The 13,786-nt window shown below is 40.6% G+C and carries 15 protein-coding genes; 11 read left to right on the top strand and 4 right to left on the bottom strand.

The window, feature by feature from the left end; translation table 11 throughout:
* Positions 1–4 precede the first annotated feature (4 nt).
* From MD536_RS05320 to MD536_RS05305, 4 genes are all read left to right on the top strand, one after another.
* Positions 5–874, top strand: a complete 870-nt coding sequence (locus MD536_RS05320) for a hypothetical protein (protein WP_239596476.1) — start codon at positions 5–7, stop codon at positions 872–874.
* Complete coding sequence (locus tag MD536_RS05315) at positions 871–1,338, top strand: response regulator transcription factor (RefSeq protein WP_239596474.1); 468 nt, start codon at positions 871–873, stop codon at positions 1,336–1,338. Before MD536_RS05320 ends, MD536_RS05315 begins: the two co-directional genes overlap by 4 nt.
* A gap of 112 nt (positions 1,339–1,450) precedes the next feature.
* Positions 1,451–1,954, top strand: a complete 504-nt coding sequence (locus tag MD536_RS05310; protein ID WP_239596472.1) for a DUF4199 domain-containing protein — start codon at positions 1,451–1,453, stop codon at positions 1,952–1,954.
* A gap of 729 nt (positions 1,955–2,683) precedes the next feature.
* Entirely contained in the window at positions 2,684–3,202 is a 519-nt protein-coding gene (locus tag MD536_RS05305) for a hypothetical protein (protein WP_239596470.1), read from the top strand.
* Here MD536_RS05305 and MD536_RS05300 read toward each other — a convergent pair.
* Complete coding sequence (locus MD536_RS05300; protein WP_239596468.1) at positions 3,180–4,061, bottom strand: nucleotidyl transferase AbiEii/AbiGii toxin family protein; 882 nt, start codon at positions 4,059–4,061, stop codon at positions 3,180–3,182. The two genes, MD536_RS05305 and MD536_RS05300, sit on opposite strands and share 23 nt — an antisense overlap.
* On the bottom strand, positions 4,058–4,696 hold the full coding sequence (locus tag MD536_RS05295) for a type IV toxin-antitoxin system AbiEi family antitoxin domain-containing protein (protein ID WP_239596466.1): 639 nt from the start codon (positions 4,694–4,696) through the stop codon (positions 4,058–4,060). The genes MD536_RS05300 and MD536_RS05295 overlap by 4 nt, the downstream gene beginning before the upstream one ends.
* 132 nt (positions 4,697–4,828) lie before the next feature.
* Here MD536_RS05295 and MD536_RS05290 point away from each other — a divergent pair, with 132 nt between their 5' ends.
* The 5 genes from MD536_RS05290 to MD536_RS05270 all read left to right on the top strand — a co-directional run bounded on the left by MD536_RS05290 (position 4,829) and on the right by MD536_RS05270 (position 8,705).
* Positions 4,829–5,401 (top strand): Crp/Fnr family transcriptional regulator, encoded by a 573-nt coding sequence (locus MD536_RS05290; protein WP_239596464.1) that lies wholly within the window; start codon positions 4,829–4,831, stop codon positions 5,399–5,401.
* A gap of 84 nt (positions 5,402–5,485) precedes the next feature.
* Positions 5,486–6,118, top strand: a complete 633-nt coding sequence (locus tag MD536_RS05285; RefSeq protein ID WP_239596463.1) for a hypothetical protein — start codon at positions 5,486–5,488, stop codon at positions 6,116–6,118.
* Between the two features lie 104 nt (positions 6,119–6,222).
* A complete protein-coding gene (locus MD536_RS05280; RefSeq protein WP_239596456.1) occupies positions 6,223–7,305 on the top strand; it encodes a serine hydrolase domain-containing protein in 1,083 nt (360 codons plus the stop codon).
* 2 nt (positions 7,306–7,307) lie between these two features.
* Entirely contained in the window at positions 7,308–7,850 is a 543-nt protein-coding gene (locus MD536_RS05275; protein WP_239596454.1) for a hypothetical protein, read from the top strand.
* A 132-nt stretch (positions 7,851–7,982) separates the two neighbouring features.
* Positions 7,983–8,705 carry an energy transducer TonB gene (locus MD536_RS05270; RefSeq protein ID WP_239596453.1) on the top strand — a complete coding sequence of 241 codons (723 nt, stop codon included), beginning with the start codon at positions 7,983–7,985 and terminating at the stop codon, positions 8,703–8,705.
* A gap of 18 nt (positions 8,706–8,723) precedes the next feature.
* On the opposite strand, the gene MD536_RS05265 is transcribed toward MD536_RS05270, so the two are convergent.
* Complete coding sequence (locus tag MD536_RS05265) at positions 8,724–10,625, bottom strand: MGH1-like glycoside hydrolase domain-containing protein (protein WP_239596451.1); 1,902 nt, start codon at positions 10,623–10,625, stop codon at positions 8,724–8,726.
* Between the two features lie 179 nt (positions 10,626–10,804).
* On the opposite strand from MD536_RS05265, the gene MD536_RS05260 reads away from it, so the two are divergent.
* Positions 10,805–11,269, top strand: coding sequence for a VOC family protein (locus MD536_RS05260; protein ID WP_239596448.1), 465 nt, complete (start codon positions 10,805–10,807; stop codon positions 11,267–11,269).
* A 79-nt stretch (positions 11,270–11,348) separates the two neighbouring features.
* Positions 11,349–13,013, top strand: a complete 1,665-nt coding sequence (locus MD536_RS05255; RefSeq protein WP_239596446.1) for an alkaline phosphatase family protein — start codon at positions 11,349–11,351, stop codon at positions 13,011–13,013.
* 6 nt (positions 13,014–13,019) lie between these two features.
* On the opposite strand, the gene MD536_RS05250 is transcribed toward MD536_RS05255, so the two are convergent.
* Complete coding sequence (locus MD536_RS05250; protein ID WP_239596445.1) at positions 13,020–13,718, bottom strand: hypothetical protein; 699 nt, start codon at positions 13,716–13,718, stop codon at positions 13,020–13,022.
* Positions 13,719–13,786 lie beyond the last annotated feature (68 nt).

Here is a 13,786-nt window from a genome sequence, read left to right as displayed (position 1 = left end):
ACCAGTGAAATGTCATATTATAGTACTGCTTGTAGTTAGTATGGCAGTTTCCGGTAGCTCATCCATTAATAAATCATCTTTTAACTTAGTAGGAAGCACACCTGGTGATAGTGCTATTAAAAAAATGCTGGGTATAAAAGCGGATGCAGTGATCGATTTTATTCGCTGGGATTTGCTGATTAATAAAGATGAAACATTTAGACTTTCCATCCAGTACGGTGAAAATCAACCCAACACCCTTGGTTTCAAACAGGGAGGAACAGGCCAAATTATTGAAGGAAAATACCGGGTTTCAGCTAGCGAAAACTGGGAACAGCTCTATACCTTACAGCGTAAGGACGGTAAATCAATGCTGAATCTAGTAGCTATAACCGCCAATATATTCCATGTTCTGGATGATCAAAGCCAGCTGCTGGTTGGGAATGCTGGCTGGAGTTATACGCTGAATCGGGAATTCGTTGAGGCAGGGGAGGTTGCTACATTCAAATCCAGTGGTGCCCAATTGGCTGATACAAAACTGATATTCGAGGGACGTACCCCTTGTCGGGAAATTGCTCTGCTGCATCCGGAAATGAAGGCCTCCTCCGATTGCTTTAAAATAAAATGGCGGCTCATCCTAAACAGAGACGCCCAATCAGGGTTGCCAACTACCTGTACCACCCGAAACATAGTTGATAATCAGCCCAGAGATGTGGTAGGAACCTGGCAACTTCTAAAATCCCCCAGGGCAGTTATTTACCAACTTAAGTTACCGGGCCTCAAGGATCCCATTTTACTGATGCAGGCAGATAACAACATCCTTTATTTTCTGGATGAAAAACAGCACTTACTGATTGGTAATAAAGATTTTAGTTTTACCCTGAACAGAAAATGAAGAAACTAAAGGATTTTCAGCATGTCATTTTGTATGGACTGGTTTTAGCGATGCTGGTTTTCGCGCTGAAATGGATGCAATGGAAATTCGTACTCGTCGATAATGCGATTGATATCTATATAGGCGCCATTGCACTGTTTTTTACCATCCTGGGGGTTTGGGTGGCATCGCAGATCATGCGGCCCAAAGTTGAAACGTTGATTGTCGAGAAAGAGATAATCGTACAACCACCGGAAACATTTACTCTCAATACGGCTGAACTTCAGAAACTCAATTTAAATAATCGGGAGTACGAAGTATTGCAACTCCTGGCGAAAGGACATAGCAATGCGGATATCGCTGCCAATCTCTTCCTGTCGGTTAGCACGATAAAAACACATGTCTCCAATCTCTACTTCAAAATGGATGTAAAAAGCCGGACGCAGGCAATCACCAAAGCCAAACTATTGAAAATCATAGAATAAGCGTTTAGGTACTTTGGTGCCATTTCGGGTGAAAAGTAATTTTGGTACTAAAGTATGAGAGTATACAGCACCCGATCCTATAGATTTGAGTCAATTGAAACTATAATCGCACATGAAAAATATTGTATTGGTTTTTGGTATCATCATCGGTTTGGTGTTTTGTGCCAATATCGGCTTTATGGTTTACTGGATGTATCATAACCCTGATCTGAAAGGGAGTGAACTTGTTGGGTATGCCGTAATGGTGGTTGTTTTTTCGCTCCTTTATATTGGTGTCCGGAATTACCGAAACAAACAGCTGGATGGTTTTATCAGCTTTGGCAAGGCATTTAAAACCGGCGCTTTAATCGCCCTGCTAGGTTCTGCCATCTATGTGGCCGCCTGGCTGTTCAGTTATTATTTGTTTGTTCCGGATTTCATGGATGTCTATTCTGAGTATGCGCTGAAAAACTGCACCCCAGAAGACCTACCGGCTAAAACAAAAGAAATGGCGGATTTTAAGGAGTTGTACAAAAACCCGCTTTTTGTGATCTTAATTACTTTTTCGGAAGTCCTGCCGATTGGTTTGGTGGTAGCGCTGGTGAGTGCGTTGATTTTGAAGAGAAAGCGGAAATGAGAGAGATCTGTAGAGGCTACTTGTACCTCGATAGCTTTCTGCAGTCCTAGCGCTATTTTTGTTATTTTGTAATAACAAAGTAAGATATCCCTTGTCACAAACAGAACATTTGAAGAAAATACTAAAACCTGGCAAGGTGTACCACAGGGAAAACCTTGAATAGTATTCTTCTTCTGTTGACCGTGATCTTAGTAACCTGGTGAAGGAAGGTACATTGCGTAAAGCAGCTCGGGGTGTTTATTATGTACCCCGAAAAACGGCTTTCGGGCAAGCCCCTCCTGATTATAAGGAATTGGTTCGAGGGTTTTTAAAAGACAACCGTTTCCTGCTTACTTCACTAAATGCATATAATAGCCTTGGGGTAGGACGTTTACAATCACAAGCGGCATGGCAATTTTAAACTTGGGAACCGTACCTATTGTTTTCGAATAAAACCACACTTTCCCAGGCAACTAACTCAGGAGTTCCTGCTGGATGACCTGGTAAATGACCTGGATCAACTGGCTGAAAATGGAACAGAGGTATTAGCTAAAGTGGGAGGCAAGGCAAAGGAAATGGAAGGTCCATAACTGCGAGCTGCTGTGAGGCAGTATGGCAATGTGCGTACACAAAAGTTGTTGTCATCCTTTTTGCAGAATGACCACTGATGGTTGCTATATTGCTGAACCAGCATTTAAAAAACCATAGATTTTAAAAGGTGCAATACGCCATTACTTTATTTCATCGATTATGATTGCAGAGTTTATTGAACAGCCAATATCAGGGAAATTTACAGAAAAGCATTTTGGTCAGGTAACTTCTAATGCTACCTGGATTTTATTTACAAATAATAAATATGAACAATGGGTAGCGTCCTTTGATAGTGGCTGGAGTGGGTATAGCAATTTTATAATTCCCCTGGAGGAGCAGGAGAGCGCATTTGTTGTTGTAGGCGGAGTTGGTTATTTAATTGATATTTCTAATCAGGATGTCACGAACTTTCAATTTCATTCCGGAATTAAAACTATTATTTATGATGAAGTACGAGTACGAGCTATTTATTCTGATGGATTGGATATACGGTTTATAAATTACGAAGGTGTTGTTTCAATTTTGTATGATAGCAGATACTTTGATGATGTAGAACTACTAGAAATTAAGGAGAATACTTTGCACGCGCGATATTGGTATTACCAGGGTGCTGATACTCCATTTTCATTTGAAATGAACTTGGTTACAGGAGAGTTTAAGGATAGTTATGATGACTAGTAGATTTTTGCGTGATCTTTATTTTATCTGCCAGATCTATAAAATATTGCGAACTCCAAATATCAAGTACCGATGCATCTGGAATAAATCGTACAATATCTTCCCGGATTCTTTCAAAGGATACCATATGAATTTTATCCTTTAGTAACTGTATCAATTGATCCTGAGTGATTGTATTTTCCGTCCAATCACTAGTATCCTTTGCGCGAAGAAAAAAGTGGTGCAGGTCAAGTGCTACACCGTTCCTTACATACCATTCCAGATCAAACCAATCCCGGCCTTTGACTCTTGTTCCCCACTTCCGGAAGAGCAGCGCATGCATTTTTCCGGCAAATAAATTCGGTAACGTAAAGCATTTTACATAAAATGAAAATGGCTTTAGCAAAAGTTTCTCTTCTGTTTCAAAACCCAGGGGAGGTTCGCAATCCACTTCAATTTTAATCTTTATTCCTGGAGATGCCTGAACACCTACCTGTGGTATAATTCCATCAAGTATCAACTCTCTCCAAACGGTTTCAGATTTCAAAAAAGCAGAGTCTACTTTGGTTTGTTTGGTTTTCTTTTTCTCCCGAATGCTTACACTCATTCCGATTGCCTCAAATTCACTGATAATCCCTTCAAAGTAAGGTTCCAATGAAAAGTCAGGATTGATTTCAAGTAGCGAAAATTCCAGATCTTCTGAGTACCTGTTTAAACCATAGAATATTCTTAAGGCAGTACCTCCGTAAAATGCTGCTTTTTCAAAAAAACCTGTTCGTTGTAAGCCTGCCAGGGCAACTTCCTGCATGATTTCACGCAATGCTGCTTCAGCCTGCACTTTGTTTTGTGGTTTATATTCCTGAATCCATTCCCTGATCATAACCCGCTGATTGTTTTTACAAGCATTGACAAACTTGCTTTCTTAGGAGCATCTTCAATCCAGGAACGAATAGCATCCAGGTCAAGTTTTCCTAACATTTCTTCTTCTATTCTTACATCCTGAATTAGGTATTCCCGTGCCTGCTGTTGGCTACGCAATAAAACGCCCGATGTATTAATAATCATATCACAAATTGCTTTTTCAGGCGAGGCAAGTAAAACAACCTGCTTGGGTGTTAGCTGAACACGCTTAATCCCAAAAGAATAATAGGGTAATGGCAAGTGGAAATAACTAAATCTACCGACGGGTGTTTGGTAGTTTTTGGCTGTTTTGGTTGTCATAGAACTTATTTCATATACTCTTTCCGGTATTAATCCCCAGTACGAAAGTGCAGCTTCCAATGACACATAACTTGGTCCCCAAAGGTGATTGGCAATAAGAAAGGGCTCTGGCTTTGCAATGTTGATCCTGGGCCCTGCCATATAAAGACCTTTCTTTATGGTAGTCAGCTCACCCTTTTTGACCATCTCATTTATTTTATCGTTTGGGCGATTGTATTCCTTGAGTAGGTCCATCATGATTTGCCTGGTAAGCGGCTCTTCGGCATATTCATGAACTTTATCTTTATAGGTCATATTGTCAAATATTGGCACAAAAATCGGATAAATTCCGATTTTCTATGCCAATGGTTTTGCAATGCGTATCGCAGCAGGACAGTTTTTTACTACCTTTATTTATTGTAAACCAGGGATTTATATTATCTAAACATGCAGCAATTACTATTTGACTTTATAGCTAAATATATTTCTCTCACCGATGATGAAAAGAACGTATTACTCTCCCTAAACCTGTTTCATTCATTCAGGAAAGGAACGGTTATACTGAAAGAGGGACAAAAAACAAATAACAGTTATTTTGTTTTAAAAGGCTGCATCAGATCCTATTACCTGCTGGATGGTGATGAAAGAACCACTGCTTTTTACACAGAAATGGAAGCTTTGACACCACCTTGTGCAATAACTAATACACCTTCCGAATATTTTATAAGTTGCCTGGAAGACACTATCCTTACCATTTCAAATGCTGATATGACGGAAGAAGTAAACAGTAAATTCCCAAAGTTTGACATCATGTGCAGACTATTTTCAGCAGAAATGTTGGCCAAACAAAGAATAGATTTTGATGAGTTTAAAACATCCTCACCAGAACAACGATACCTGAACTTGCTACAAAAAAGACCTGACCTGCTTCAGCGGGTTCCTCAACATCAATTAGCAAGCTATTTGGGTATCACGCCTCAATCTCTTAGCAGGTTAAGAAGCCGGATTGTAAAGAAATAACAGGCTACCATATCTTAACTTTAGTGAACGAATGCTAGCTTGTCGCCACTCTACTTTTGCAGCATCATTTAATTGTAAACAGATATGCAAAAGAAAATTCTATGTATTGCCTTTATCATAGGGTTGGCAGGCAACATTCAGGTAAATGCACAATATTCTAAAACAGACAGCAGTTATCATAAGTGGTTTATTGGAACTTCATTATTTGTAGTTATCGGAAATTTTGACACAAAAAACCCTCCTAACTTTATTCAATTAGATATTGGGTATCGGATTACTGGTAAAGACATAGTCAGGCTCTCTCCAAAGACATGGAAATATGCCTGGCCGAATGGTATACACCCATTTTTAAATAAAGCTTATAAAAAACCGGAAGAAAAATTTCCTGGCTATATACGGGAGTATGGGGTAACGGCTTCCTACGCCAGGTTCTTTGGGAATTCTTTCTATGCCCAACTTGATGTAATGCCTACCTACCAGATTTTTGCGAATGAAAATGGTAAGAGAATAGATAATGGTTTTCAGATTTTTAATTCCTATCGAATCGGCTACCACATCAAACTCTTCAAGGACAAGTTATTCCTTCAGCCTTCCATTTGTATGACCCACCGTGCCTATCATACCCCATTGCCAGATGGTTTTAAACAGTTGGATGACAAATGGTCTAAATTCATCTTTCCTGAGCCGGGACTTAATATCGGATTTAACTTTTATTAACTTAAGTTAATGGATTAAACCTCCAGTCAGTATATAATTGTCTGTTCAGAAGGGCAATATTCTAAAACTGGTAAGGATCAACTAAAAAAGAAAGTTTAAAAAAATTGAATAAAATTACCACAATATTTCTATTAATTATTTCGACTGTAAGCTATGGACAACAGACCGTTCAATTTGCTAACTCCATCCGTAACACGTATAACATTCCAGAAATAAGTTATGCAGTAGTTAATTCTAAATCGATACTGGAAATTGCTGCAGTAGGGCGACATTCAATTGACTTGCCAGATACTGCAACCTTAAATGACCGTTTTCATATTGGCTCAAATACCAAAGCGATGACGGCCTTCATAATCGCTAAATATGTGGAAATGGGAAAACTTGACTGGGCTACCAAATTTTTTGATATTTATCCGGAGTGGAAAAATGGTTCTCTGGCAGCATATCACCATATTACACTTCAGGATTTGCTTTCACACAAAGCGGGGATACAACCCTTTCAGGGAGAAAACGATCCTGAAATTCCCGGATTTAAAGGGACTAATCCTGAAAAAAGAAAACAGTTCGGTCAGTTTGTGTTAACGTTGGATCCAGTAAAACCTGACAGCCTAAATCCATTTGTCTATTCAAATGCTGGCTATACATTGGCAACACTAATGGTTGAAAAAGTGGCCCGTAAAAGTTGGGAAGAACTAGTTGAGAAAGTCCTTAATAAGGATTTGAATTTAAACATAAAGTTATCCTGGCCTGAAAATCAACTAACAAAAGAAACCTGGGGGCACCTTACAGAAAATGACACCCTCAAACCTGTTCCCTCTGATTGGGATTATCATTTAGACTTTACAGAACCAGCAGGTGATATAAACATAAAACTGGTTAACTATGTCAAATTTATCCAACTCAATTTACGGGGACTTGAAGGTCGGGATAATTATTTACGTTCAGAAACCTATCAATTTATACACAATGGCATAAAAAATTATTCATTAGGGTGGTTTAACGTGTATGAAAATGGTAAAGAATGGTCGGTTCATTCAGGAACTGGTGCCTTCACTTATTTTACAATTGCACATATTGACAGAACCAATAACATCGCTTTCATTATTTTCACAAATTCTTTCAATCAGGGAACGCAACAAGGCGTGAGGCTATTAATGCGAAAACTAAAAGAAAATTACGGCAACTAACAATGGCCAATCTGAAATCATATAAAAGTTTGCAACTGCTCACCATTTTTACCCGCTATCTGCTTGGTACCGCCTTTGTTTGGGCAAGTATTTTAAAAATCAAAGGGATTCGATTTGAGCCGCAATCGGGTGAGCATGCACCGATTCATTCCTTGTCTCATCTTTTAGAGTCGATGTATCGGTCCGGGTTTTATTGGTCTTTTATCGGTTGGGGACAATTTCTGGCTGGTTTTCTTATCATGTCACAGGTTTTCAGCACATTGGGTGCCGTGGTATACTTCCCGATTATGCTAAGTATTTTTATGCTTACTACTGCTTTTGAAGCACCTATATTTGTGGTAATGACATCCTCGATGCTGCTTGCCAATATTTACCTCCTGTTGTGGGATTGGAATCGAATAAAATTTATAGTAGTAACTAAACCAGGTGTATATGTGGAGCAGGCTGCTGGTTTATCCAGTCACAAAATTTGGACATACACCGGCTTTGTATTATTTCTGATCATTACAATTTTTCGTTTCGTAAGTACAAGGCATTTGGCTTAAACAAATTGCAGAAAACTTATCTTAGTCCCCTGCTAATTGTTTTATTAACTAAAGTTAACTATTGCCACGTTGATTATTATTGAAATTACACAGAAAATACAAATGCGTTTGAAATTCCGGCTTTTGCAAATAATGATGGCAGTTCTATTAGTAGGGGTGTCTGCCATGGCTTTTGCTCAGGATACCATCTGGTTCTCCAAGCCAGGAAAATTGGTTGTATCCAGGGATTCGGCTGAACGATTTAATGTTATTTATAAAGACCAGGCTGATACTCAGAAGGTAAGAGTGATGCGTTACTTAATAGATGGCACCCTACACGAAGAATTGAATTTTTATCCATATGTACCGGATAAGGTACTGCAGGGAGTTTTTAAACGCTACAGCGGCGGCCAGTTAGCAGAGGAACGGAACTACGCAAAGAACCAGCTCGATGGGTCATTTAAAACCTATTGGGAAAATGGTCAGTTAAGAAGAGATGACTGGTATGAGAAGGGAACATTCATTAGTGGCAAGTGTTACGGTATAAGTGGAGCAGATACTACCTGGTTCGAATATCAGAAACAAGCAAGCTATCCTGGTGGCGTAGACAGTTTACGAAAATACCTGGCAAGGAATCTTCGGTATCCGCCCTTAGCGAAAGCAGAAGAAAAGCAAGGAAGTGTGAGAGTGCAATTCACTATTACGAAAGATGGGAGTTTAGAAGATATATTTGTAGTAAATAGTGTAGATCCATATTTGGATCAGGAAGCCATTCGCCTGGTAACCCAGATGCCAAAATGGATACCAGCTACGCAGGATGGTAAGTTGGTAAACATGTATTTTATTCTTCCGGTGGTGTTTCAGTTGAGGGAATAAATATTTTAGAGATTTCCTCTACTTCCCCTTAGGCGCCATATACCCTTTTTCTACAAATTCCATAAACGTGAGCAGTGCACCCCAATGATAAAAGGCATCCGCGCTCCCTACATCGCCGCCTTCACCGGTTACTGCATTGTAGTTTTCATATATGCCACCTTCTTTTTTCCAGTTCTTCATCAGCAAGGCCTTTGATCTTGTGATGAGATCGGTCCTGGCCTCCGGCAATTGGTATTGCTGCATCCCCATATATGTTAGGAAATTCATGGGTCCCCAGATCCTGCCCCGCCAATAATCATTGTCTTTAAAGGCCGAATCATTGCGCGCAATAGAAGGAATTACATATTCACCATGAAACTCATCCGGATTAAAATAATGTTCTTTCATCATCCGCGCTGCTTGTGCCTGGGTACAGACACCTGCCAGCAGGGGATAGAAATTGGTAGGGGATAAGCGATAGCTTTTCTCCTGGGTATCAATCCGCTGGTTCAGATAAATTCCGCTTTTTTCATCCCACATACCCTGTAGCTTTTTGCTGTATTGGGCCGCCCTTTTTTTGAGCTCGGCTGCATCCTGCTTCAAACCTAATTCAGTTGCCATAGCTGCCAGTGAATTACAATCCATAATATACATGGCCATCAACCCAACATCAGCCAGTTCCATGGTATTGGTTTCGGCATTGAAAGGAATATCTTCGTACATGGGGGAGTTATCCAACCCAGATTCAAATGCCGCCGCCTGCCGGTTATGGCTTTCAATGGTCTTCACGCCCTCCGCAACCGGATTGGACCCCCAACATAGATATACATTTCTATCGCGGTTTTTTGGCCACCACCGGTTCCAGGTTAACAGTTCCTGGTATACTTCTTCCAACAGCCATTTTTCCCTATACTTTTTATAGATCTCCATAATCACTTTACTGCCAATGGGTGGCTGCGAGCGATCAAAAGATGTCTGACCATAGGGCGACTGATAATTCGGAATAAATCCATCCGGTGTTATTGCCTTGGTAATTTCAATCGCATTAGCATAAGCCAGTTCCTTATTGAAGAGAGCATACATATAACTCGCGAAATAGGTATCCCAATCAAATAGTACAAAGCCGCCCCATCCTGCGCTCCAGCTTCTACTAACGGGGGAGATCACCCGCTCATTGGGAGCATCGTAGGTGGCATTCCAGGCCAGGATCGTTTGCATGGCCTGAAAGGATTCCGATAGGGGTCCATAACTCGCGATGCGTTGCTCTACCACCCTGCGCTGTTTGGCTACCACAGCGCTGATTTCAGCAAGACTACGTTGTTTGCCCGTGCTAATACCCAGGGCTTTTGCAGTAGAAAAAGCAAGATGAGGAACACTGGTTACGGAATAAGCATCGGCCACCGGAGTTTCAGTAGCAAACACTGTTATGGTTCGATCACCTAAATTGGCGGTTAATTGATCCCCACTTCTGCCTATACTTCCTTTCCGGTTCCAGAGTAAACCGGCTTCCACGACCAGGTAATTCTCTTTGGATTGTACAGGAGATACCAGAATATATTGCTCACCACCTTCAGCAGCAGTCTGGATAAAAATAGTTTCTCCCTTATAGATCACCGTTATACTGGTATAACTGCCATCATCGGATCGTAGTCCGGGTATTATTTTTTCAGGTCTTTTATGTATATCCGCTGCCTTGTAGAAATTTCGAACATATTCCTGATTTCCGGGTTGCGTTAAACAGAGGTTAATAGAAAATCCTTCCGGCAACAATACATGCGATAAAAAACTGTTGGCATACCAGGTATTCCATCCGGAACTGAGTTTTTGCTGTAATTCCTTATACTGCGGTGTTACGATTTTCCGGTTGACAGGTTGTGCTATTACGAAAAATTGCAAGAGTAGTGCCACTACTAACAGGCAAAGGGGTTTGGTTTGGTTCATGGTGCAGGTAAAAAAGTGAGTAATGAAAATAGTGATTTAAAAATGACTTCATTAGGTAGTAAACAGGTGCTACTGCTATTATGCGGAATTTGTATAGTTTTATCCGGCTTTAGCAGTATAGTTAGTAGCTTCACAATGGTTTGTGTACAAGTTTAGAAATCATGTAAAAAACGAAAGCTATGTTTACTCAAAAAATTACTCCCTACTTGTGGGTAGAAAAAGATGCCAAAGCAGTAGCTGATTATTACCTTTCAATTTTTAAAGATGGTAAATTGAAAGATTTTCGAAAGTTTGATAGTGATGAAAGTGGAAATGATGCCGGTATAGAAACAGCTGTAATTGAAATTGCAGGAATGGAGTTTAGTATTTTGGCGGCAGGTCCCTTGTTCAAATTTAATGAAGCGGTTTCTTTTGTGATCAATACAAAAGACCAGGCTGAAACGGATTATTTTTGGGATGCGCTTACAAAAAATGGTGGGGAAGAAGGCGCTTGCGGATGGTGTAAAGATAAATATGGTTTGTCGTGGCAGGTGGTGCCGACTGAATATTTCGAATTAATACATAGTGATGATCCTGTAGTGAGAGATAAAGCAATGAAGAATACATTGAAACAGAAAAAATTGATACTTGCTGAGCTTAAGTGAGTGGGTCGTTATGCGGAATTTGAATAAGGAAGTCCGGTTTTAGCAGTATAACTCTGCTTCTTTGTGGATAGATTTGGCTATGAAGAATCTAACGCTAATGCTTGGTGTAGTTGCCACGATTGCATTCACCTCCTGCCAGCAAAAAGAGCAGCCACCGGACGATATCAAACATGTAGTTGTAATTGGTATAGATGGATTCAGCGCATCCGGTTTAAGAAAAGCGAATCCTGCTTTTATGGATAGCCTGATGTCAGTTGGAGCCTATTCTCTTTCGGTTCGCACTGTTTTGCCAACAGTTAGTAGTCCCAACTGGGCTTCTCTCATAATGGGTGCGGGCCCCGCGCAACATGGTATTACCAGTAATGATTGGGAGTTGGATGACTTTCAGATAGATCCGGTAATTTCTGATTCCAATTATCGGTTTCCCTCAATATTTACCATATTCCGGGATCAGCGTCCAACCGATGAAGTAGGTACTATTTACAACTGGAGTGGCTTTGGAAGACTTTTCGATAGCAATGACGTAAATCTGAGTAAAACCTATCCTACACAGGATGAAACGGTGCAGGCATTTGCCAATTATATTGTGGATAAAAAACCGGTTTTCTCCTGGGTTCACTTTGATGAAGTGGATCATTCCGGTCATGATCAGGGGCATGGTACGCCAGCTTATTTCGAAGCCATCCGTAAAGCAGATTCCTGCGTGCGGGTAGTATATGAGGCCATAAAAAGAGCTGGTATGGAAAAAAATACGCTGCTACTAATTGTTGCCGATCATGGCGGTATAGGTAAGGGTCATGGTGGGGAAGACATAGAAGAACTTACGATTCCCATGATTTTTTATGGTCCCGGTGTAAAAAAAGGCCATGCAATCCAGCAACAGATTTATCAGTACGATGCTGCTGCCACCATTGCATTTGCGTTGAAGCTGAAACAACCCTATGAGTGGATCGGTCGCCCGGTTAAGGCTGCATTTGAAGGTTTTGATGAACCAGCTATTAACTGGAAAGGGGTGAAAAGACAAGTTGCACCCACTATCTATCCAAAGCCTGTCAGTTATGCACCTACTGGTGGATTGTTTATTGATACAGTTGCTGTCGTACGCATCAGTGACTACAATGAGCAGGAAAGTGAAAACATCTATTATACTACAGATGGAACTGATCCTGATCTATCCAGTAAAAAATATACTGGCCCTTTCACATTGGATCAAACGGCTGTTGTTAAAGCCCGGATGATTGAAAACGGGGCGGCAGGAAAGATTGCCACAGGCTATTTCCGGGTGCTGAAATCCGGTCAGGGTAATGGTGTACGATACAAACAATACCAGGGCAAAGGATGGAAGGATATTCCAAACTTCGATGCATTACAACCTGTTGCTGAATATACTGGCCATGAGTTTCAGGTGGATGACGCCAAACTTAGTCCGGCTCAGAAAGATGGATCCGTGCAATTTGGTTTGGTTGCAGAAAGTTTTCTGGACATCCCGGTAGAAGGAGAATATCGGTTCTATACCAGATCTGACGATGGAAGCAAATTATATGTCAACGGGAAACTGGTAGTGGACAATGGTGGCGACCATGGGGTACAGGAGAGAGTTGGTAAGATTGAACTGACCAAAGGCAGGCATCTCATCCGAATTGAGCATTTCAATGGCAGTGGGGGTTATTGGTTGGAAGCTTATTATAATGGTCCCGGTTTGGCAAAACAAATCATTCCGGCGGATCGGTTGTTTTTGAGATAAGAATCACTATTCAAATTCGGCTAAACAGCTATCTAAAGGATTTCCTTTTTCATGAATACACTCGCAAAACCGGTATCCGGCAGCTTCCTTCGTGGTTCCTTTAAATTGTGCTTTACAGTCTTTTAGTGAGTTTCTGGGCATCACTTCGTAGCCATATCGCGCAAATAAAACGGTAGCTATTGCTATCAATACAACCCCTGTAAAAAACATGAAGGGAAATCGATTGTTATAGGTGGCGGGTTTCTTTAGAATGGCCTCACTATTTAGCGATTTAATTGGAAAGAGGTATTTAAGTCGGTCATAATTCCAAAAAAGTACATACAAGTTAGCCAGCACCATTAATGGGGAGGTTACAAAGGAACCCTCAAATCGAAAGGCAAATGATAGCAGCCAAATATTGATAATGATTGGTAAATAAAGAAGTGCTCCCAGTGTTACGGTAGCCGGTATTAATAGCAAAATAGCAGCAAGAACCTGCGCTATTCCAATAAAAGTGTAATAATAGCCTGTATGATGCAAGGCTTCCAGGTAAGCTCCCATCGGATGCTTATTCGATAACCCACTGGCAAATCGTTCCCCAACTATTTTTACCATTCCTGCTACAAAAAATGCATAGGCTAATAGGATCCGGCAAAAAATCGAAAAGTACCAGTACCACCTGTTATGCCTGATTTTAAGATGAAATTGCTCGATTGCAGTAAGCATCCCGGACGGTTATAATTACATTGTAAAAGCACTTTGAATAACAAAGTAAATATATACTTTTTGCAATT

It is taken from the genome of Flavihumibacter cheonanensis (assembly GCF_022352215.1).
Lineage (GTDB): Bacteria > Bacteroidota > Bacteroidia > Chitinophagales > Chitinophagaceae > Flavihumibacter > Flavihumibacter cheonanensis.
Note: the sequence above shows the minus strand (reverse complement) of the source record. Positions and strands in the feature narration are given on the sequence as shown.